Here is a 20,320-nt window from a genome sequence, read left to right on the forward strand (position 1 = left end):
GAAATTATCAAGCGAATCGCAATGATGGTATAATGTCAGTATACCTGATCAATTCCCAATAATCACTTTTACTCACTTTTAATGTAAGAAAGGAGCTAAGGCTATGGTTACATACGCTTGTCTGGGATTAATGTTTCTTTTTGTCGTCATCCTATCAGCCACCTATGCTTCCCGCCGTAACAAGGCCCCTGCGCCAGAGCAGATAGATAAGCTTCTCTTCTCCATTCTTAGAGGGATCGGGCGTGATCGTCCATGATGAAGAAGCTGCCCGTGAAGCTTAATGCATTCATTAAAACACGCTATGCTTATAAGAAGCTTAAAATATGTCGAAAATGCGGTCACTTCACTGTATTAGGCGACGCAGAATGCGAAGTATGCGGCAGAGACGCGCTCGTACGTGTAGAGGAGCAAGCTGCTGCGATGGTATCGAAATCGATGTGGAAGCAGCGGATTCTCGCTGTGATCATCTGGGGAATTGGTATGCCGTTCAGCAGCTCATCCAAGCAGCTTGCTCTATATATCGCTGCCGGAGCTGTTCTGCTGGCCGTGCTCTGGTTCATGCAGCGCAGGAGCTTCGCTTCGGAGTCGATGCGTAAACTGGAGTATCTGCTCCATGAGGATGCGAATAAGCTGATAGCAGGCTTAATGCAGGATAGAGAAGCCGCAATCGAGGTGTTCCACGAAGGCGATAAGCCGTTAGCTTATGAGATGCTTCGTGAGATTGGAGCGCTAGTCCATACGGATCAGCTGCGAGTAGAGCAGATTCTGCTGCTGCAGTCATTCAGTCTCCGCAAGGATATGGATCTGATGCTGGAGCCGCTGCTGATGGATCATTTCAACCCTGATCTCGCTGCTTATATTGGAGAGCTTGCCAAGATTAAGCGAGAGATGTTGAAGGAAAAAGCGTTCCGCTATCTGCTTGTTCATGAGACGAACATCCTGAGGATGGAGGGCGGTGAGGATATTCTCGTCAGTGCAGCCGGAGCTGCAGTACGGATGAAGCGCTATGTGGTCATGTATCCGCATCTGGTAATGCGCTATGCTCGCAAGCTGCCGAAGGAACGTTTTCTACGATTATATCGGATGGTTGCCGCAACTCCCGCCGGATATGGCGAGCAGCTGGTGAGAGAGGTATTCGATATTTATAACGAGAAATATAAATGGGACAATGACTTCAACGGCACATCGGCAGAGCCGAGCCGCAGCACGTAATGACCTGCCCATGCAGAGCAAGGAGGGAACTAGGGCGAATGAAGCATGAGCGATTCCTTGATCTAATAACAGGAGAAATCTGGACAACGAAGGACTATGGCAAAATGTTCTTCGAGGTTGTGTGGCAGCAGCAGAAGGATGCTGATGTCATTCCACCACATAATCCACATTATGAACGTCCTGCTCTATTAACGGATGAAGAGTATATGGAAATCGGCTATAACGCGATGAAGGATAATGACGAGTTCGAACGGATTGCTGCCTCTGGTTAAATAGATACTATACAGACGAATGATCTTGCGAACGTTGGCGTTTCTTCAGAATCATTCGTCTGCTCCGATACCCTGTCACCGCATCTCATTAGCCCTTCAGCTTGACTTTCTTCTTATCCAAGCTGGTATGCACAATATGACGGAATGCAGCTGTACTCGCTTCCGATTCGAAAGCACGCTTGGGGATCACCAACGACTTGTTCGAAGCTAGATAAATAAGGAATAGATCGAGGGATTCTACTACTTTGTAGATTTCCTTCCACGCGATCCTTCCGATCCAGCTTGAACCTCACCGATGCTTCTTCACTCATACACAAAAAACCCTCTAGTATATTTTATTCAAATCCACCACATATCCCTAGATTAATGAAACAATAGCAAGTCCAGAAAATGATGTAGTGCTGAAGCGGTAAGCTCTGCTGTCTTGAAATGTGAAAAGGAGTTGTACAAACGATTGATTTCATTTTATACTACAAGTGATAATAATTCTCAATTAATGATTGCGAGTGACTAATATTCAACAGAAGCTTCTCTCACAAAGGAGGGCACAAAAATGAGACAACCTGCTTCCTTCTTGCAAACGGGCAATGGCTATAGCTACTGGAAAAGGCAAGCCGCTATGGCAGAGCTCGAGCAGCAAGTCGCTGCTGTAAGTGAGCACGATGGGTGGTCTTCGGAATCCAAAGCTATGATTGACCGAACTATCCATTATATGAATGAGAGATATGCCGAGGGCTTGACGAGGCAGAAGCTGTCTTCCATTGCGGGCATGAGCCTGTGGCATTACTCCCATCAATTCAAGTATTGGGTTGGGCAAAGCCCTATTGATTATTTAAACAGCATCCGGATCAACAAAGCGAAGGAGCTGCTGCTTCACTCTAGCATGCGGATTAAGGAAATTGCAGAGAACGTCGGCTTTGAGGATGAATTTTATTTCAGCCGAAAGTTCAAGAAAGTGGCGGGCATAACGCCCAAACAATATGCCGCGTGGACAACTACACGAATTGCTTCCTTCTCGTTCCCCTATGCAGGACATTTGCTCGCCTTAGGCATTATTCCGTGTGCCGCTCAGGCTGATCTGCAAAGGGATATACACCGTCATGCTTTTATTCAGAATATCCCTTATTTGCTCAGACGCTCCAAACAAATGGAGCCGGAGCTTGTCGACTATAATCGCATTACGCTTCAGCAGGCAAAGCCCGAACTCATTTTATGCGACGATATGGTCAATGAACAGATTATAGGCTCAATCAGCCAAATCGCCCGCACCGTCGTTATTCCTTGGCTCGAGCTGGACTGGCGGCAGCAGTTCATGCAAATTGCATCCTTGCTCGGAAGAACAGAAGCAGCAGTAAGCTGGCTAGCGGATTATGATCATAAGGCAGCATGCGCCGGAGAGAGGATTAGGAAGCTGTATCAAGGGGAAACAATCTCAATTGTTCATCTCATGCAAGGACATATTGTTATATATGGACGTCGTAACGGAGGGGCTGTCTTGTATGAGGATTTGAAATTAAATTGCCCTTACGATTCAAATGACATATCCATTCTGCATGCGATTAAAGAGCATGAGCTGCCTATGTTTACGGGAGATCGTCTATTGCTCATCATTGATGCCGATCAAGCGTCACAGCAATTATGGTGGCAGCTGCAGCATAGCAGCGGATGGAAACAGCTCAAAGCTGTAAAAGCAGGAAATGTCCGGCGAATCCATGAATGCCCTTGGCTGGACTATTCCCCGTTTGCTCACAATCTTATGGTAGAGCAGGTAGAAGGGCTGTTCGATATGAACTAAACACAATTGTCCATGTTATGCGAAGTGACTGGCGCGTATAATACGTTTTGATCATGATAAGTGTTGACATTATTATCAAAACGGAGGTTTCAACATGTACGTTTACCGTCATTGTTCCCTAAGCATCGCCTTAATTGCCATTCTTCTTCTATTATCAGCATGCGGGAGTAGTAGGGACAATCTACAACCATCTCCAGCAGCTTCCAATGCTGATTCTTCTTCTGCAACACATGAAGCAACAGCCGAACCACGCATCGTCACTCATCCGCTTGGCACAACCGAGCTCCCTGCCAATCCCCAGCGCATAGCCTCAATAAATCTGGAGGACATGCTGCTTGCCTTGAAGGTCCCCCTTGTATTCGGGATGTCTATCGGGGAAGGATATTACCTGAATGATCAGCTTAAGGCACAGGGGGCAGAACTTGAAGCTTGGGGTGACACTCTGAATCTGGAAGCCATTGTCGCAGCCCAGCCTGACTTGATTATTGCCAGCACCGCTATTCAGCAAGAAGACTATGACAATCTGTCCAAAATTGCTCCAACCATCGTCTATGATCGTGAGGATTGGAGAAACTCGCTGACAGCCATAGGACAAGCTTTCGGTATAGAAGATGAAGCACAAGCAGTTGTGAGCGAATATGAGAACAAGATTGCCCAAGGCCAAACAGCACTGAGCCATTTACTCACAGAAGACAAGAGTGTTGCCTTCATCCGTATGACCGCCAAGGATTTCCGTGTTTATTTCCCTAATTATGTCGATGAGCAGACAAAGGTTGAATGGCCGACGTATCCAGGCATTTTGTATAATGAGCTTGGCTTGAAGCTTGATCCAACCGTCCAGCAATGGCACGAGGAGCAGCCGAATTTTCAAAATGTCGCGATATCACTTGAAATGCTGCCCGAACTGCAGGCCGATTATCTATTCGTTACACTTGGTGGAGCAGGCGGTACAGACGAGGAAATTAAACAATTGAAGGAGAACTTCGAGAGCACAGTTGAGAAATCAGCCGTGTGGAAATCTGTTCCCGCTGTCCAAGCAGACCGCGTTATTTACGTAAATGCCAGGCATTGGATCAGCTCCGGTCCGATCGCAAACAGCATGAAGATAGATGACGTTATTACGGCGCTTGGTTCATCCAACTAATGTAAACTAAGAAAAGTTCCGACCCACCGCAAGGAGGGACGGAACTTTTCTTAGTTACGACAATAAAACGATTAGGCGAACGTGCTTGTAATATCGTTCCAGTGTGACAGATCCGGTAATTTCTGCGCTCCCCAGTATTCAAGAAACATCCGAATAACCTCGCTTTTATCCGTCGTTTGATAACCGTAGTGCTTAAACGAATCGTCGGCATACACGAACCGAATTTTCAAATGAATGATTCCTATGATTATCCGCTATCTAAATCTCGATACTCCTTCACCTGCAGCAGCTCTTCCCTCAACCGCTCGTAATCCTTATGCAGAGAAGCATTGACATAACGCTCCCAGAATTCACGATCATTACATGCCAGCGCCTCCCGCAGTCTGGTCGCATTAATCGGCAGCCTCGCTCTTGGCAGTATCAGCCTACTAATGGAACCCATTTCTTCTTGTGGGAACCAGCTCTCCCGCTCCTCATCATTGCCATAGATCATCAAATCCAGCTCTGGCAGAGCATGCTCTCTTCCGAATTGTCTAGCAGCTTCCAGCAAGTACCGGCCCCAATCCTGACTATGATCACCCTCATGAGTATAATCCGGCAGTGCTGCAAGCCAGATTCGATCTCCATAAATTTTCCGAAGCAGCTCCATTCTAAGCTTGGCCCCATAGGGATTTCGCAGAGTGCCTTGAAGCTGGGCTGAGCCTACGAATACGAGCACGTTGCTGCACACAGTTAATGCGGTATCGATCATCTGCTCATGTCCTAGATGGACATGCTGGAATCGTCCTAGAATAAATCCAAATTGAAAAGACATCTTTACTTCTCCTCCCTTGTTCCCTTTCCCTTATTTTATAAGTACCGCTCTACAAAAAAACGAATCTTATTCTCTATTGTACCCGACAGTACAATGGCTTGCTGCTGTGCGTTCTCATCGCGCATTCTATCACGGACTTCTCTCCAGTGATCTGGGCCTGCTTGCAGGTTTTGCGGCACACGCCCATCATGCTTATAAATAACCTCATACAGCCCTGTAATGCCCTGTTCGTCTGCCGCATGGACGATCAGTTGATTGCGATCATCCCGCGCTACCTTCACTTCACCTGGAATGCTGCGCTTCCCGGCATCCATCGAGAACTTCATCCGATCCTGACCATTGCTGTATGCGGTCTTCATTGCCCATCCAAGCGTATCTCGGCCAATATGGCCGTAGAAGCCCGATCCAATTCCATACGATACGAACGCTAGTGGGATTCCGTTATTCTCCAACACTCTATCGTATTCCTTCACTTGCTCGAAGCTCATTCCTTCACCAATAATGACGGCTACATCGCTTAGCAGCCCATTAGCTTCTGCCACTCGATAAATATCGATTGCCTGACGGAGCACATCGCCGCTATCCGGGCGCAGTACGATTCGTACTCCCTGCTCCCTAGCATGCTGTCCAAGCTGAGGCAGGTATTCCCGGATAACTCTGTCAGCATCATACGTATCAATAACTAGTGCAACGACCTTCTCACCTACAGCAGCTGTAGCATCGATAGCATGGAGGAAACAAGCGAGCTCATCATCATATTGCTGGGTAACCTTATGCGCGAGCGCCGAGATGCTGCCAATTATAGCGTTCGGAGTATGCTTGGTCGTATGATAATCATCCGTGCCCTGCAGCGACAAATTCCACGCTGTACCTGCCCAGTAAGCATCCTCCAAGCTGCGGTGGCCACGGAATCCGAAGCTGTGCAGCCGCCATATGAAGCCATCATCCGCTCCCTGCTCGGCTTGCTTGAGATCCAGATACCGCCGCATATGGAAGGCTTCCGTTGCGCAAGCACTTGGAAAATACGCCTGCATGAATATCCCCTCCCACCAGCTAACCAGCTCACCGAAGCCTTCCTTCGTGTTGCGCACTTGGGCAAATGGCGTTCCTGCCGGACACCAGGTTCCCTCTGGAAGCGACTCAATAGCAATAGGTGCGTACCCGCTGCATATATCGATCACTCGCTGGAACAGCTCCGTCGGGAATACAAGCCCCTGCATCGCAGCTCCGCGCTCCGCTTCCCGCAGATGCTCCTCCGTTAGCTGAACCGACAGCAGATTCAGTGCAATTTCACGAAAGCCATATAGAATCATGCCTTCTCGGCGGTTATATAGATGGCTAATCTCCCAATCCATATTGATCTTCAGACGGTAATGCGACAGATTATAGCTGTCAGTCAACAACAGTGGGTTCGTACGAAGTTCGTTCAACATAATAAATTCCTCCGTTTTTTTATAGTCGAAATGACTATATAAATTGGTATAGATAATTCCTCTTATTCAGAGGTCTTATCCCGGCACTATTTATTTCTAAAATAAGCTTGAGTTATAAATGGAAATGTTAGGTGCATAGCCGGTAAATTCATAGAGCTGTGCAGGCCGATTGGAATTGCGATCCGTCGTCTTCGCTTCACCGTCAGGACCTTTCACCTCGCGGATTAGCCCTTTTCGAGTCTTCGTTGTAAGTAAGTTGCGCTTGAAGTTAGCCAGATCCTCCTCGAAGGAAGGTACAACTGTGCGAATTACCTGATACAGCTCTCTAATGGTGAACGCGGCGGGCAGAAATTCCTCAGCTATCGTCGTCGTCATCATTTTACTCTGAATATGCTTAAGTGTGTCATTCAACAGCTCATTATGGTCAAAAGCTAGTGTTAAGGCTTGTGCCTCCTCGACCGTGAACAGCTTCGCTTCATCCGCATCGGTATCAGCCGCCAAGCTCCGCAAATGATTCTCTTGCACTAGCGCGCAATAGACGACGGTGGGCATCCAGCCGCGAGGATCGCGTCCCGGATAATAGACGGTCTTAACTTGCTCGATCAACACGTCACGATCTACGTTCGTCTCTTCCTTAAGCTCCCTATAAGCGGCTTCCGTTATCGTCTCTTTCTCGGACGAGAAGCCTCCGGGCAAAGCCCAATAACCAGGGTAAGCTCTTGATTTGCTGCTTCTCTTCACCAGTAGAACGTTAAGCGTGCGATCGGCCAGCATTTTGTAATTGCCTGGCTTAGCGTGAGACAAAATCGTGAATATAGCGATATCGACCGGCAATCCATCCGGTGTTCTATACTTCTTCTGTGATGGCTCCAAGTGCTTCGTTCACCTCCTGATGTGTTTTAGTATATGCCACTCATTTAATAATGTCAATATGACTATTATAATTAGTTCCAAACTTTGCGAATTAGTTCGGATCAACACTTCTTTTAGCGATTATCCACTACCTTTGTCAGGCAGGCAGGGACAGCCCCTCAGGGGTCGAATACAACAGGTAAAATCAAGTTAAGAGGTGATCACAATGACGTTGTTGAAAACGAAAGAGGCTGCTCAGCAGCTTGCCGTCAGTGAAACAACTATCAGACGTTGGGTATCCCTGTTCCCCTCCTCCTTCGCCAAAGATATGTTCGGCCATTATATTTTTGATGGGCCGGCCATGGAAAAGCTTCAGATGATTAAGACGAGCCTGGAGGAAGGAACGGGACTTTATGACATCAAGCTCCCTCCACTAGATGACTCCGCCACTGCCCCTACCCCAGTTCCCGTCCCTGTCACTGCTCCAGCCGCCCCAATCGTCTATGAAGAGTCGGAATCTCTTCTCATTAGACTGAACCGCTTGGAGTCCTCCATGTCACACAAAGCAGATGAGGTCGTATCCTTCCAACTGCTCCATCACAGGGAAGAGCTGAACGAAATCCGCCAGACACTGAATCAGCTTGCTGCAAGCCTGGAGATGCTCCAGCCTGTTCTTAAACAATATAGCTCAGTCGTGGAGGCGGCAAGCAAGCCAATCCCAGCAGCCGCTGAACGCCCTAAGCGGCGCACGCTTTTCCGCACTATTTTCCCCTTCCTATAGACGCTATTCTTCATCCTCCTCTACGGTCACAGCTACGCGTTCGGATCTTGCTAGCCCTGTCAGCTGCCTGGAAGTTGATGGATAGAAGAAGGATGCTGCAGCCTGAGCAATTAATAGATCATTCGGCGGCTCCGCCTCAATCGTTACCAAGTAAGTAACAATCGCAGAGCTGCCTGATGATAGACTTCCTATTGCAACCCCAGTCGCCAATTGGCTCGTATCGAAGGATCCCCGTTCACTCAAGCTCCCTTCCACAGCTGAGGTCATGGCTGGCAGAAGCCCTGTCGGATAAAAAATAAGACTGTCTCCGCAGCAGCTTATTAGCTGTGTGGAGACAGTCTCTATCATGATGGTTATGATTAAAAAGTTATACCTTCTTATTGATCCTATCCGTTCGCATACGTTCCATGACTAGCACAGCTAACAGTACTTAGCTTACAGCTTAACATCCTGCGGGTGGGACTCCGTCACAAGCTCGATGGCACGTGCATTGGCAGCCACCTGCTCCGGATCTTTGCACCCGGGAATAACAGCCGTTACGGCCGGGTGCTTCAAGCACCACGCCAATGCCCAGCTTGCCATATCAACGCCTTCTGGCAGCTCCTCGCGCCCGATGCGCTCCACTTCCTCGAGCTTAATCCGCGTACTCTCGGGATCATGCCGGTGACGCACATCTGTACTGTCGAATACAGCACCCGGCTTGTATTTGCCGCTCAAATAGCCGCTAGCCAGCGGCACTCTTGCAAGCACGCCCAAATCCTGCTCCTCGCATGAAGGGAATACCCGCTCCTCCGGGATGCGGTCGAGCCTATTGTATACCACTTGAATGACGCGGGAGTTCACACTTGTCGAGGCCTGTGTCTGATGCAGATTATCGTTGCTGCCGATGGATGTGCCAAGGTGGCGGATTTTGCCTAGTGCTACTTGCTTATCCAGTGCTGTCCAGAGCTCATCATTGTCAAAAACCTCATCCGGCCCCGAATGGAACTGATACAGATCAATATATTCAAGCTGCAGCGCCTTCAACGAGGCATCTAGCTGGGCGATAACGCCCTCTGCATGAAAGACATCCGTTCGCGAGAAACGTTCATGGAAATGATGTCCGAACTTCGTCGCAATGATCCAATCCTCGCGATTGCGGCGGCTAATATAATTCCCGATTAGTGACTCGGACAGATGGTCACCGTAGCATTCCGCCGTATCAATGAGATTAATGCCGAGCTCATGCCCCTTATCGAGTATTGCATCTGCTTCCTCTTGCGTATCCCCATTCTCCTCCGAACTGCCACGTCCCGATTCCAATTACCGATACATTCAAATCCGTCTTGCCTAGTCTCCGGTATTTCACTGCCGCCACTCCCTTCATTTTTATATAACACTGCTTGCCACCCTATTATAACGCGTCTATAGATGGAAAATAAATACATCCATTTGGCTAACTCTGCCTTCGCGTGACTCTTGCTCGAATTCAACTCCTTACTAGGACAAATGAGCATCGGCCTATTAAGACCACATAACAAGACACGAGTTGAGACAATGCTACTGGAGCGCTTCGCTAATGCTGTTTTTCGGCTTATTGAGCTATTTGGGGGAGTTAGTGGTGCTGTTAAGGTTGGTTTGCAGCTTATGGAGGGTCTTTCGAGTGAACCAAGTGCGGTGAAGATGCTGGCTGGTGTCTAGCCACACCGCTAGGACGTAGAAGAAAGGGTTGAGCAGCTGCTCAACCCTTTCTTCTTTATGGCAGAGCCAGCTTGCCAAGCACCGTTGAACGGCTCGCTCCCGTAGCCGATGGCAAGTTATTGCTGATGCCATGCAAGCAGTCATTGCCTAGAAGAGCGAAGATGACCGCTTCCTTGGCGTCATCATTGAATCCGAGTGCCTGTGAATTCATCACATGCTGATCAGGCAGGAGGGTAGCCAGCATCGCTAGCAGCGTCCGGTTATGGGCGCCCCCGCCAGTGATAATTACCTCATCGATTCTACAGCGCGGGAATACGAATTGCCGATAGCCAGCTGCTATCGACTCCGCCGTAAAGGCTGTAGCCGTTGCGATGATATCAGAATCAGACAACCCTTTGAACTTCGCCTTACGGACGAATTCCGCCGTATAGGCTTTGCCGAACACCTCTCGTCCCGTTGACTTGGGAGGAGACAGCTGGAAGTAGGGATGCTCCATCATCTGTGCGACAAGCTCTTGATCAGGTCGCCCCTGAGCAGCCCACTTCCCGCCGTCATCATAGGCGCAGCGTCCCTCCGTCAGCAGATATACCGCTTGGTCCATCACCATGTTGCCAGGACCTGTGTCGAAGGCGAACACATCAGCTGCCGCAGCTCCCGGCGGCAAAGCGGTGCAATTGCCGATTCCGCCGACATTTTGCAGTAAGCGTCCCTTCTCCTCATGACGGAATAGAATGAGATCGCCATAAGGAGCAAGTGGAGCGCCTTGTCCGCCAACAGCCATATCCGCCGGACGGAAATCGCCCACCGTCAGCTTGCCTGTCAGCTTCGCCAGCACAGACAAATCTCCGAGCTGAAGTGTAGAACGAACCAGATACGGATCAGCAGCCGTGTCCGCCTCAGGAATATGCCATACCGTCTGACCATGCGAGCTGACGAAATCCACTTCATCCATGGACATGCCCGCTTCCTTCACAGCCGAATGCACAGCGGCTGCGAACCGCTCTGCCAAATACACATTCATTCCGCAGGCAAGCGCAACATCAGAGCGATCCACCGTGCAGAGATCCTTCAATCTCTCGCGCAGCGGCGCATCATAGGATTCGCTGTAATAATGAAGCAGCTCTGCCTTCGAATCGAGTCCGCTGCCCTCGATCCGAACGATAGCAGCATCAATGCCATCGAGCGATGTACCCGACATTAACCCAACAGCGATAACCGAAGGCTTATCCCCGAATAGGTTAATCATGATGTCATACCCCACCCAGCTGGATAACGCTCTCCAAGTGATACAGGCAGACGTCCTTTGAATGGAATCGCACCCGTTAATGCCTTCGCCATACTCTGCAGCGCCAGCGGTCTGCTCTCATAAGCGGCGGCGAAAGTAAGGCCCTCCGGCAGCTTAAGCAGATCATAAGGATTGCGCAGCGCCACGACTACGAGCGGCTTGCCCAGCTCCTGAAGCCTGCGGACGAGCTCGAGCTGCGCCTCATTGAACTGTGCATTATAGGTGCCGATAACGAGCTGCTCTACCGCATCATCGGCTGCAGCAGCTAGAATCGCTTCACTCTCTGCAGCTACATCAGTCACCTTCACCACTGCATCCTGCACATCCAAACCTTGCTTCGCCAGCGCAGCACCCAAGCTATAGCTGTCCTCGAACAGCTCGTCTACCAGCGTAGCAACAGCTGCCGACACCGTTACCGCCAGTGTGCGGCGAGGCTGCAGCGGAATAATTCCCTGCTCATTGCTGATCAGCGTCATGCTGGCTTCGCTAATCCGCCTTGCCGCCTCCATATGTGCAGAGCTGCCTGGTACAGCAGCTGATGCACTGGATAATCCCTTCATGCTGGAGTCAGACTCCTCAGCCCACACGCCTCTTTTACTCTTATAAGTCAATAGACGCCTTACGGACGCATCAATTCGCTCTTCTGTTATTCGCCCTTCCAGCACAGCCTTCTCTATCGCTTCAATCGCTCCGATCTGAAGCTCTTGGCGATGGCTGATCAGCACAGAGTCCGCGCCTGCCTCAATCGCCATAACCGCGGCGTCCACTGTACCATAATGAACGGCAATCGCATTCATCTCCATGCAGTCCGTCATAATAATGCCCTCGAACCCGAGCTCCTCCCGCAGCAGCCCCGTCAACACCGCATGAGACAGAGTGACCGGCACCTTCTGCTGCTCAAGAGCTGGGAAATAAATATGCGCTGACATAATCGCATCTACACCCTCGGCGATCGCCTTTCGGAACGGCACAAGCTCAATGCGTTCCATCCGCTCACGGTCATGCTGTACCGTCGGCAGATCCAAGTGAGAATCTACATCGGTGTCGCCATGCCCTGGAAAATGCTTCGCTGTCGCCGATACGCCAGCATCCTGCAGTCCGCCGATCATTCTCGCGCCATACTCGGCTGTCTCTTCCGGCGATTCGCCGAAGGAGCGAACGCCGATAACAGGATTGCGCGCATTATTGTTCACATCCAGAACAGGCGCATAGTTCAAGTTAATGCCCAGCGCATGCAGCTCCCTGCCGCTAATCAAGGCTGATTCATAAGCCGCATCCAGTGATCCGGCCGCCGCAATGGCCATCTGCCCTGGCATAAGGGCGACACCCTCGGTTATCCGCGCAACCATGCCGCCCTCCTGATCGATAGATATCCATAGAGGAACATTACCAGATGCAGCAGCGATCTCTTGAAGTGAAGCGGATAACTCGCCAATCTGCGTTGCAGATTCCACATTACGGGCAAAATAAATAACGCCCCCTATTCGATACTCCTCGACGAACCGCTTCAGCTCGCCAGACACTTCCGTCCCATAAAATCCGCATATCAGCAGCTGGCCGATCTTATGACGCAGATTCATCCCACTTATCTGGCGGTCCAGTTCCTTCTTCTCCATGTTGATCATCCTCTCTATAGATAGCGTAAGTAAGGCTTCCTCATCATTAACCACCGCTCACTCTGCTGCTGCCAGTCTTCTACTATAGCCTGCAGACCCTCTGAGGCTGCAATGGAATGACGTACCCTATCGCCGCCGCATAATAAATCAATAAAATAGCGTGAGCCTTCTCTTGGAGGCTTCAGCCATTCGAACGCTTCTGGATACAAGGCCGCTATTTCATGCAGCAGCGTTAATCCCGTCCGCACCGACTCGAACTGGGCTTTATCCGTTACGAACAACCGCACTCCGCCGCAGAGCTCTCCTTGATGCTTGGAGAACGTCGGCGTAGCGAATACGGGGTGAACATGCACCCCCGGAAGCTCATAAGATGCCATTCGGGCGGCCAGCTCCTTCCCATCGATCCAAGGCGCTCCTATCCACTCGAACGGCCGCGTCGTTCCTCTTCCTTCGGATACATTCGTCCCTTCAAACAAGCAGGTGCCTGCATACGTCCGTACCGAATCGATGCTTGGCATATTCGGTGAAGGCATCATCCATGGAAGGCCGGTATCCCCATACTCCATGCCGCGGCTCCAGCCCTCCAGCTCGATCACGTCCAGCTCGCATCCTATCCCTTCCAGCTCATTCACCATACAAGCCAATTCCCCGATCGTCATGCCCGTTCGCATAGGCATCGTCCATACGCCGACCATCGATTCATAGCCGGGCGTCAGCAGACCGCCTTCACTGTTCAAGCCGCCCAGCGGGTTCGGGCGATCTAGAACGAGCAAGCTCGTCCCATTCTCTGCACATGCCTTCATCACATAGACTAAGGTGCTTACATACGTATAGAAGCGAACGCCTAAATCCTGTATATCAAAAACGACCGTATCCACGTTCTCCAACATGCGTCCGGTCGGTTTTTTGGTTTCGCCATAAAGGCTATATATGGGGATGCCCAGCGCTTCATCCCGCTCATCTCCGAACAATACACCTGCCTGTCTCTGACCATGCAAGCCATGCTCGCAGGCGAACAGTGCTGTTAATTCAGCTGAGGCCAGACCTGCGATGACCTCAACAGTGGACTCGAATTGCCGCGTCACTCCTGTTGGATTGGTTACAAGCCCCAGTCTCTTCCCTGTAATCATCGGATGCTGCACCATATCCCTCAGACGGTCAACGCCTGCTAGAACTCGCAGTCTGGAAGTACTCATATGCGCACTCCTCCCTCTTCCTCCTCCAGCTCTTTATCCGCATCTGGATTCATAGCATTGAAGGCTGCTTTATGGGTATAGATCGACATCATGCCAGTGAATAATGCCGCAAAGCCGACCACCGTGAGCAGCAATGGAACCATCACAATGGCTGCCTGCAGAAAAGCTCCAATCGTATATACGGGATAGCGGAAGAACAGCTTGACGCTCTCTCCCATCGCCCTGAAGATGCCCATACCTTGCTGTAATACCAGCTGCAGCGTATAGAACTGCGAGATAAGCGCCGCTGCAACGAAGTAGGTCTGGAACACCGCAATAATCAAATAGAATAGACCGCTTCTTCCGCCGTAATACCACCACGTCGACCATAGAATAATAGCCAATATAGAGCAGAACAGACCGAATATCGCAGCCGGGAAGAAGCCTTTGGCCGCACCCTGGAGCATGACCTTCACTCCCGAACGTTTCCCTATCGTTCTCTGATGATAGGCATAGAAGCCGCCGAATATAAGGGGCATGTAGAGCAGCGGAAGCAGGATCAATACATAGGGTACTGGTGCAAGCAGCAGAATGGGTATGAGTACGATAGAGCTGATCAGGCTATATATCGCGACCGGCACAATTTCCCGGTAAACCTCGATACCCGATGTCACTAACACTTGATTTAACTTGCGCATAGCCTGACCGTCCTTCCTGTGTTTCCTTCATTCCTAATAAGCAATATGAGTAAAGAAGGCCATAACGGCCCTCTTTATCCTGTTTATTTTATAATTCTATACGCTGCTCCGTCTTCGGATCGAAGAAATGAACCTTGCTGAAGTCGAGCAGGAACGTTTTGTTCAGGCCAATGTAGGCCTTCGTCTCTGGATGCATCTTAGCGGTTATCATCCGTTCTCCGACACGGTAATAGACGAGATTCTCTGAGCCTAAGTGCTCTACAACCTGTATAACGGCCTGCATCGGATGGTCGTGGCTGATATTAGGTGCATAATCCTCGCCCATAATATGCTCAGGACGAATGCCTAGAATAACAGGGCTTCCATCATATGACTTCAGAGCTGCGGCAACCTTGTCACTAATCGTGAATGTCGCGCCATCCACCTTCACTTTATTCCCATTCACATGGGCATCCATGAAGTTCATTGCAGGCGATCCGATGAATCCGGCTACGAACATATTCTGCGGCTTTGCATACAGCTCTGTTGGGGAAGCAATTTGCTGAATAACCCCTTTATTCATCACGACAATCCGTTCACCGAGTGTCATCGCTTCAACCTGATCATGCGTAACATATACGATCGTTGCGCCAAGACGCTTATGCAGCTCAGACAATTCCACCCGCATCTGAACACGCAGCTTCGCATCGAGGTTGGAGAGCGGCTCATCGAACAGGAATACTTGCGGATCACGTACAATCGCACGGCCTACTGCAACCCGCTGACGCTGTCCACCGGACAGCTCGCGAGGCTTTCTCTCCAGCATCTCTTCCAGTCCAAGAATCGAAGCAGCCTGATTCACCTTATCATCAATATAAGCTTTGGGCTTCTTCAGGTTCTTCAAGCCGAAGGACAGATTCTCACGAATCGACATATGCGGATATAGCGCATAGTCCTGGAATACCATTGCGATATCCCGATCCTTCGGATGGTAATCGTTAACGATTGTGTCCCCAATAATGATATCGCCGCTCGTCTGCCGCTCAAGCCCTGCGATCATCCGCAGTGACGTTGTTTTGCCACAGCCTGACGGTCCTACGAACACTAGAAACTCTTTATCATTAATAACGAAGTCGGAGCCCGCCACCGCGGTGAAAGTCCCCTTCTTATCATCTGTGTATTGCTTGCGTACATTACGAAATTCAACGCGTGCCATGATTCCTCATCCTCCTAGCCTTTTACTGCTCCAACTGTAATACCTTGCAAGAAATAGCGCTGCAGCGCAAAGAATAGAATCATCATCGGCAGTGAGCCGACGGTTGCACCAGCCATAATAGCGCCGAAGTCGGTCGCTTCCGCAAATACGAAAGACGCAAGTCCAACTTGAATCGTACGCATCTCATTCGAGTTCGTCACAAGGAACGGCCAGAAGAAGTCATTCCATGTTGCCACGAAGGTGAATATCGCTAGTACAGCAAGCCCTGGCTTGGCCATCGGCAGAATCACCTTCCAGAAGATGCCGAACTCACCGGCTGCATCGATTCTTGCTGCATGAATCAGCGATGTCGGGAGAGATGACATGTACTGCTTCATCAAAAAGATATTTCCTACGCTAACGATGCCCGGCAGCAGGATGGCAACATAGGTGTCTCCAAGATTAAATACGTTGATCATCAAAATATAAAGCGGAATAAGCGTGACCTGCGCTGGGATCATCATCGTGCCGAGCAGAACCCAGAACACGCTTTTGCTCCCCGGGAATTTCAGCTTCGCGAACGCATAACCAGCCAAGGAAGCGAAGAATACGTTCGTAAGCGTCAGAATCGAGGATACGAGCAGCGAGTTGAACAACCAGCGCCATGCAGCTGTTTTCCCGAAGAACCGCTCATAAGGCGCAAGGGACCAAGCATCCGGAATCATCTTCGGCCGGTAAGTAGCGGAAAGGGTTGTATCCTGTACAGACCCGATAAGCATCCAGTACAGAGGAATAATCGTAACGATTGCCCACGCCAGCAATACCGCGGCCGATACCGATATGAGGATAACTTTTGATTTCTTATTCATGTGTGCACACCTCCAGGCTTCGCCTTGCAGACAAAACCGTATCGCTAGCGTAAACGGCTGACCTTCTCCTGTAGAGATTCAGGACCCGTTCCGCAATGAAAGCTTAATATTCAACATCGCTTGAGAAGAACTTGAATTGAATGATGGAGATAATAATGATCAAGGCTGCCAGCACGAAGGACTGCGCCGAAGCAAGACCGAAATCATAGAACTTGAACGCCGTCTCATAGATCAGATAGGCGATTGTTGTCGTCGCGAAGTTAGGTCCACCCTGCGTCATCAGGTACACTGAGATGAATACCTGGAACGAGGTAATAACACCTGTTACGAGCAAATAGAGCGTCGTCGGCTTCAGAAGAGGCCATGTAATACGTCTGAATTGCGTCCAGCCGCTGGCATGGTCAATATCCGCCGCCTCATAGAGCGATTTTGGAATGCCGCCCATTGCTGCCAGATACAATATGATGCCTGCACCATGAGAGCCGAGCCAGTTCATTAGCATAAGAGAGAATAGTGCTGAGCTCGATTGACCGAGCCAGATCACGGAGTCGAAGCCAAGCCACTCCATAAACCGATTCAATAATCCTGAATCTGTTGGATCAAATATAGCCAGCCATACGATAGAGATCGTTACGCCAGACGCCACTGTCGGCAGGTACATCGTTGCCTTGAAGAAGGTCTGCCATCTGGTCTTCATCTGATAAATAAGGAATGATAGCACGAACGTAATAATGATATTGACCGGAACGGTGCCGATCGTGAAGATAGCCGTATTCTTCATAGACTTCCAGAACACATCGTCCTGGAACAGCCGCTCGTAATTATCTGTCCCAATCCAAGTCGAATTCATAATATTGTATTTCTGAAAGCTCATAACAAATGCCGTAATCACCGGATATAACGTGAAAATCAGGAACAGCAGCAGCGGGGCTAATATGAATAGATAAGCCCAGCCATATTCCTTCCAGAACCGTACAAACGGAGAATGAGATCTTGTGGGCGCGATCGTACTCTGCATCTCCTGTTCCTCCTTCTACAAAACCGGCAGGGGCGCTGCACAAGCTGCGCATGAGTTGCAGCTCATAGCAGCTTGTGCAGCCGCCTGCCATCTGAAGTGTTTATTGACCTAGAATTTGTTTGCCTTTACTCAAGAAGTCTGCTGCGATAGCGTCCGGCGTTTTCTCACCCGCGAATAATGCTTGCATGTTCGGTTTAACAACCTGCTCTTTGAATTGCTTCATCTTGGAAGCCAGATCAACGTCCAGAGTCAGAAGCACTGGTGCAGCAATGTTCTGTGCCATGATTTGGGCAGCTTCAAGGTTCTCTTCTTTGCCAAGGCCTTTGCCTGCGAATAGATCAACTTGTGATTGGCGAACGAAAGGCAGTGCCAGCTCGTTGGCTGCATTACCTGCAGCAGCACCACTTAGAGCTTCCATAACAAGCACCGTGTTCTTCGCATGCTGTTCACCTTTGTCATTCTTCTGTTTGAATGCTACATAACCTTCTCCACCCATTGTGCTAAGCGCTTCTGCGCCTTCATTGTGCGGAACTGGCAGCAAGACGAAGTCGATTTGCTCACCTTGAACGGTGCCTGCTTCAATATCTTTGTTGCGGTTCTGAATCATCACATCATAATAAGGAATCGCCTTCGAGATGATGGCTGTTTCTTCTGCATAGAACATCTCTGTACGCTTAGCTGGTGCGATCGCTGAAGTTTCCTTCGGCATATTGCCTGCTGCAAGCAAATCTTGAACGAATTTCATCGTGTCTACGATGCGATTATCATTCCATTGGAATTTGCCTTCTTCGTCCAGCACATCAACCATACCGTTGTTGCGAGTCAGCATCTCGATGAAATCAAGGGAAGTACCGTCCGTTACAAGCGCATATTGCTGCTTGCCATCTGCTGTTGTTTTCGTCAGCTTAGCTGCTGCTTCCTTGAATTCAGTCCATGTCCAGCCTTCTTGCTGGATCTTCTGCCAGTCAATGTCGGCTTCCTCTAGCAGCTTCTTGTTGCCGCCCCATGCCCATTGGAATTGATACAGCGGGAGGCTGTATTGCTCGCCTTGGATTTGGCCAAGCTCTAGTGTACCCGGCAGGAAGTCCTGCTTCGTCTCCTCTGTTAAGTAAGAATTGATCGGCAGTGCAAGACCTGTGTTCACATACATACCATCAACACTGTGGAAATACAGATCCGGCGGGTTGCCTGCATTAAGAGCTACGTCGAATTTCTTAGGGCCTTCCGCCCAAGAGAGCATTTCAGTCTGCACCTCGATGTTCGGATGCTCTTTGTTGAAATCAGCAACCAGCTGCTTCAGCTCATCCTCATAAGTACCGTGAACAGGGTAGGTCCACACAACAACCTTATCCGGCTTCTCTGCCCCGTCATTAGATGCCGCGTTATTGCCGCCGTTATTGCCACATGCGGCAATGAATACGAGTACAACGATTAACGATAATAATACCAAGCTTTTTTTCATGAAGTTCAGCTCCTCGATCGTTGATGATTAGTGATGTATGATGTCGCTGAATGCCTTGTACAGCAGTCAGTTTACAGCCTCTTGATAGCTTTGCGGGTCTGCTCCAAATATTTGACCGATTGCTCGTAATTCCGACTTGCCACTCCCAGATAGAGAATATCGATGACATTCAGCTGTGTAATCCGGGATGACATCGCTCCACTGCGAATTTCGTTCTCTGTAGAGGATGTGAACAATGGGATATCGACAAGCTTGCTTAATGTGGATTCGCCATATTTGGTAATGCTGATGGACTTACAGCCTGACTCCTTGGTAATCGCCGCAGCCCGGATGACCTCCTCTGTTTCCCCTGAATAGGAGATAAATACAGCGGCATCGTCCTCCGTAAGCGTTACAGCAGAGGTAAGCTGAACATGCGGATCAGCGAATGAGAAGCTTACTTTGTTGATACGGAGCAGCTTCTGCTGTGCATCCATAGCAATGAGGTTGGATGCTCCGACACCGAAGAAATGAATTCTCTTAGCTTGATGAAGCAGCTCGACTGCCTTCTCCACCATTTCTACATCCAAAATTTTGAGCGTGTCGCGAATCGACTGGATATTGTTGTTGGACACGTTCTGAATGATGGTAGAAATGCTGTCGTCCGGACTAATTTCTTGGTAACCGCCGCCGGATTTATCTGGCTCCTGCAGATCTCCTGCCACCTTCAGCCGCAGATCCTGATAGCCCTTGAGCCCCATCGTCTTGCATAGCCGAACAATAGCAGCTTGGCTCGCTCCGCTCTTGGATGCAAGCTCTGAACCTGACAGCTCAATCATCTGGTTCGGATATTGCAAGATGAAGGTAGCAACCTTGCGTTCGGAAGGATTCAGCGTGTCGTACACTTCCCGTAAACGGACTAATCCTCCATTCATTCCCATCTCAACCCCTTGTCTCATAAAGTGTTCCGAACCATCATCCTCGAATCCAACCGTGATGTTAGACTATATAACGCCACCGCTTCTAGACTAGAGTTGGCATCGCTTCCACGTGACTCGGAT

Annotated in this window: 22 protein-coding genes and 1 pseudogene; 7 read left to right on the plus strand and 16 right to left on the minus strand. The window is 49.7% G+C overall.

Annotated elements, in window-relative coordinates:
- The first annotated feature begins 103 nt into the window (after positions 1-103).
- From AC6ESP_RS11905 to AC6ESP_RS11915, 3 genes are read left to right on the plus strand one after another with little or no spacing between them, the layout of a single operon-like run.
- A complete protein-coding gene (locus AC6ESP_RS11905; protein ID WP_497096946.1) occupies positions 104-256 on the plus strand; it encodes a hypothetical protein in 153 nt (50 codons plus the stop codon).
- A complete protein-coding gene (locus tag AC6ESP_RS11910; protein WP_497096947.1) occupies positions 253-1,212 on the plus strand; it encodes a hypothetical protein in 960 nt (319 codons plus the stop codon). Before AC6ESP_RS11905 ends, AC6ESP_RS11910 begins: the two co-directional genes overlap by 4 nt.
- A 38-nt stretch (positions 1,213-1,250) precedes the next feature.
- The gene (locus AC6ESP_RS11915; protein WP_497096948.1) at positions 1,251-1,484 is read left to right on the plus strand and encodes a hypothetical protein; all 234 of its coding nucleotides are present in this window, start codon (positions 1,251-1,253) and stop codon (positions 1,482-1,484) included.
- 88 nt (positions 1,485-1,572) lie between these two features.
- Here AC6ESP_RS11915 and AC6ESP_RS11920 read toward each other — a convergent pair whose 3' ends face one another.
- Positions 1,573-1,761, minus strand: coding sequence for a YcxB family protein (locus AC6ESP_RS11920; RefSeq protein WP_497097071.1), 189 nt, complete (start codon positions 1,759-1,761; stop codon positions 1,573-1,575).
- Between the two features lie 276 nt (positions 1,762-2,037).
- Between AC6ESP_RS11920 and AC6ESP_RS11925 the strand changes: the two genes are divergently transcribed.
- Together AC6ESP_RS11925 and AC6ESP_RS11930 are read left to right on the plus strand one after the other, a co-directional pair.
- Positions 2,038-3,279 (plus strand): helix-turn-helix domain-containing protein, encoded by a 1,242-nt coding sequence (locus AC6ESP_RS11925; protein ID WP_497096949.1) that lies wholly within the window; start codon positions 2,038-2,040, stop codon positions 3,277-3,279.
- Between the two features lie 94 nt (positions 3,280-3,373).
- Positions 3,374-4,423, plus strand: coding sequence for an ABC transporter substrate-binding protein (locus AC6ESP_RS11930; protein WP_497096950.1), 1,050 nt, complete (start codon positions 3,374-3,376; stop codon positions 4,421-4,423).
- A gap of 71 nt (positions 4,424-4,494) precedes the next feature.
- Here AC6ESP_RS11930 and AC6ESP_RS11935 read toward each other — a convergent pair whose 3' ends face one another.
- The 4 genes from AC6ESP_RS11935 to AC6ESP_RS11950 all read right to left on the minus strand — a co-directional run bounded on the left by AC6ESP_RS11935 (position 4,495) and on the right by AC6ESP_RS11950 (position 7,543).
- Positions 4,495-4,653, minus strand: coding sequence for a hypothetical protein (locus AC6ESP_RS11935; protein WP_497096951.1), 159 nt, complete (start codon positions 4,651-4,653; stop codon positions 4,495-4,497).
- 17 nt (positions 4,654-4,670) lie between these two features.
- A complete protein-coding gene (locus AC6ESP_RS11940) occupies positions 4,671-5,237 on the minus strand; it encodes an adenylyltransferase/cytidyltransferase family protein (RefSeq protein WP_497096952.1) in 567 nt (188 codons plus the stop codon).
- Between the two features lie 35 nt (positions 5,238-5,272).
- Positions 5,273-6,670 (minus strand): nicotinamide phosphoribosyltransferase domain-containing protein, encoded by a 1,398-nt coding sequence (locus AC6ESP_RS11945; protein WP_497096953.1) that lies wholly within the window; start codon positions 6,668-6,670, stop codon positions 5,273-5,275.
- Between the two features lie 96 nt (positions 6,671-6,766).
- Positions 6,767-7,543 (minus strand): NUDIX domain-containing protein, encoded by a 777-nt coding sequence (locus AC6ESP_RS11950; RefSeq protein WP_497096954.1) that lies wholly within the window; start codon positions 7,541-7,543, stop codon positions 6,767-6,769.
- A gap of 205 nt (positions 7,544-7,748) precedes the next feature.
- On the opposite strand from AC6ESP_RS11950, the gene AC6ESP_RS11955 reads away from it, so the two are divergent.
- The gene (locus tag AC6ESP_RS11955; RefSeq protein WP_497096955.1) at positions 7,749-8,303 is read left to right on the plus strand and encodes a MerR family transcriptional regulator; all 555 of its coding nucleotides are present in this window, start codon (positions 7,749-7,751) and stop codon (positions 8,301-8,303) included.
- A gap of 3 nt (positions 8,304-8,306) precedes the next feature.
- Here the strand turns inward: AC6ESP_RS11955 and AC6ESP_RS11960 are convergent, their stop codons facing one another.
- Together AC6ESP_RS11960 and AC6ESP_RS11965 are read right to left on the minus strand one after the other, a co-directional pair.
- Positions 8,307-8,651, minus strand: coding sequence for a hypothetical protein (locus AC6ESP_RS11960; protein ID WP_497096956.1), 345 nt, complete (start codon positions 8,649-8,651; stop codon positions 8,307-8,309).
- Positions 8,652-8,738: 87 nt separating this feature from the next.
- Positions 8,739-9,651 (minus strand): annotated as a pseudogene (locus tag AC6ESP_RS11965) (aldo/keto reductase).
- 188 nt (positions 9,652-9,839) lie between these two features.
- Between AC6ESP_RS11965 and AC6ESP_RS11970 the strand changes: the two are divergent.
- Positions 9,840-9,983, plus strand: a complete 144-nt coding sequence (locus tag AC6ESP_RS11970; RefSeq protein WP_497096957.1) for a hypothetical protein — start codon at positions 9,840-9,842, stop codon at positions 9,981-9,983.
- Between the two features lie 55 nt (positions 9,984-10,038).
- Here AC6ESP_RS11970 and AC6ESP_RS11975 read toward each other — a convergent pair whose 3' ends face one another.
- The 9 genes from AC6ESP_RS11975 to AC6ESP_RS12015 form a co-directional block, all read right to left on the minus strand.
- Positions 10,039-11,229 carry an anhydro-N-acetylmuramic acid kinase gene (locus tag AC6ESP_RS11975; RefSeq protein ID WP_497096958.1) on the minus strand — a complete coding sequence of 397 codons (1,191 nt, stop codon included), beginning with the start codon at positions 11,227-11,229 and terminating at the stop codon, positions 10,039-10,041.
- The gene (nagZ, locus tag AC6ESP_RS11980; protein ID WP_497096959.1) at positions 11,226-12,884 is read right to left on the minus strand and encodes a beta-N-acetylhexosaminidase; all 1,659 of its coding nucleotides are present in this window, start codon (positions 12,882-12,884) and stop codon (positions 11,226-11,228) included. Before nagZ ends, AC6ESP_RS11975 begins: the two co-directional genes overlap by 4 nt.
- A gap of 14 nt (positions 12,885-12,898) precedes the next feature.
- Positions 12,899-14,080, minus strand: coding sequence for an exo-beta-N-acetylmuramidase NamZ family protein (locus tag AC6ESP_RS11985; RefSeq protein WP_497096960.1), 1,182 nt, complete (start codon positions 14,078-14,080; stop codon positions 12,899-12,901).
- Entirely contained in the window at positions 14,077-14,757 is a 681-nt protein-coding gene (locus tag AC6ESP_RS11990) for a hypothetical protein (protein WP_497096961.1), read from the minus strand. The genes AC6ESP_RS11985 and AC6ESP_RS11990 overlap by 4 nt, the downstream gene beginning before the upstream one ends.
- 88 nt (positions 14,758-14,845) lie before the next feature.
- Positions 14,846-15,952, minus strand: a complete 1,107-nt coding sequence (locus AC6ESP_RS11995) for an ABC transporter ATP-binding protein (RefSeq protein ID WP_497096962.1) — start codon at positions 15,950-15,952, stop codon at positions 14,846-14,848.
- A gap of 14 nt (positions 15,953-15,966) precedes the next feature.
- Entirely contained in the window at positions 15,967-16,800 is an 834-nt protein-coding gene (locus AC6ESP_RS12000; protein WP_497096963.1) for a carbohydrate ABC transporter permease, read from the minus strand.
- Positions 16,801-16,903: 103 nt separating this feature from the next.
- A complete protein-coding gene (locus AC6ESP_RS12005; RefSeq protein WP_497096964.1) occupies positions 16,904-17,818 on the minus strand; it encodes a carbohydrate ABC transporter permease in 915 nt (304 codons plus the stop codon).
- Between the two features lie 100 nt (positions 17,819-17,918).
- Positions 17,919-19,280, minus strand: a complete 1,362-nt coding sequence (locus AC6ESP_RS12010) for an ABC transporter substrate-binding protein (RefSeq protein ID WP_497096965.1) — start codon at positions 19,278-19,280, stop codon at positions 17,919-17,921.
- Positions 19,281-19,351: 71 nt separating this feature from the next.
- The gene (locus AC6ESP_RS12015; RefSeq protein ID WP_497097072.1) at positions 19,352-20,194 is read right to left on the minus strand and encodes a MurR/RpiR family transcriptional regulator; all 843 of its coding nucleotides are present in this window, start codon (positions 20,192-20,194) and stop codon (positions 19,352-19,354) included.
- Positions 20,195-20,320: the final 126 nt, after the last annotated feature.

Source organism: Paenibacillus xinjiangensis (assembly GCF_059686975.1).

Bases quoted from the DNA above. Each gene is read 5' to 3' on its own strand.
- AC6ESP_RS11905 (WP_497096946.1), top strand. From the start codon at position 104: ATGGTTACATACGCTTGTCTGGGATTAATGTTTCTTTTTGTCGTCATC.
- AC6ESP_RS11910 (WP_497096947.1), top strand. From the start codon at position 253: ATGATGAAGAAGCTGCCCGTGAAGCTTAATGCATTCATTAAAACACGC.
- AC6ESP_RS11915 (WP_497096948.1), top strand. From the start codon at position 1,251: ATGAAGCATGAGCGATTCCTTGATCTAATAACAGGAGAAATCTGGACA.
- AC6ESP_RS11925 (WP_497096949.1), top strand. From the start codon at position 2,038: ATGAGACAACCTGCTTCCTTCTTGCAAACGGGCAATGGCTATAGCTAC.
- AC6ESP_RS11930 (WP_497096950.1), top strand. From the start codon at position 3,374: ATGTACGTTTACCGTCATTGTTCCCTAAGCATCGCCTTAATTGCCATT.
- AC6ESP_RS11940 (WP_497096952.1), bottom strand. From the start codon at position 5,237: ATGTCTTTTCAATTTGGATTTATTCTAGGACGATTCCAGCATGTCCAT.
- AC6ESP_RS11945 (WP_497096953.1), bottom strand. From the start codon at position 6,670: ATGTTGAACGAACTTCGTACGAACCCACTGTTGTTGACTGACAGCTAT.
- AC6ESP_RS11955 (WP_497096955.1), top strand. From the start codon at position 7,749: ATGACGTTGTTGAAAACGAAAGAGGCTGCTCAGCAGCTTGCCGTCAGT.
- AC6ESP_RS11960 (WP_497096956.1), bottom strand. From the start codon at position 8,651: ATGATAGAGACTGTCTCCACACAGCTAATAAGCTGCTGCGGAGACAGT.
- AC6ESP_RS11970 (WP_497096957.1), top strand. From the start codon at position 9,840: ATGCTACTGGAGCGCTTCGCTAATGCTGTTTTTCGGCTTATTGAGCTA.
- AC6ESP_RS11975 (WP_497096958.1), bottom strand. From the start codon at position 11,229: ATGATTAACCTATTCGGGGATAAGCCTTCGGTTATCGCTGTTGGGTTA.
- nagZ (WP_497096959.1), bottom strand. From the start codon at position 12,884: ATGGAGAAGAAGGAACTGGACCGCCAGATAAGTGGGATGAATCTGCGT.
- AC6ESP_RS11985 (WP_497096960.1), bottom strand. From the start codon at position 14,080: ATGAGTACTTCCAGACTGCGAGTTCTAGCAGGCGTTGACCGTCTGAGG.
- AC6ESP_RS11990 (WP_497096961.1), bottom strand. From the start codon at position 14,757: ATGCGCAAGTTAAATCAAGTGTTAGTGACATCGGGTATCGAGGTTTAC.
- AC6ESP_RS11995 (WP_497096962.1), bottom strand. From the start codon at position 15,952: ATGGCACGCGTTGAATTTCGTAATGTACGCAAGCAATACACAGATGAT.
- AC6ESP_RS12000 (WP_497096963.1), bottom strand. From the start codon at position 16,800: ATGAATAAGAAATCAAAAGTTATCCTCATATCGGTATCGGCCGCGGTA.
- AC6ESP_RS12005 (WP_497096964.1), bottom strand. From the start codon at position 17,818: ATGCAGAGTACGATCGCGCCCACAAGATCTCATTCTCCGTTTGTACGG.
- AC6ESP_RS12010 (WP_497096965.1), bottom strand. From the start codon at position 19,280: ATGAAAAAAAGCTTGGTATTATTATCGTTAATCGTTGTACTCGTATTC.
- AC6ESP_RS12015 (WP_497097072.1), bottom strand. From the start codon at position 20,194: ATGAATGGAGGATTAGTCCGTTTACGGGAAGTGTACGACACGCTGAAT.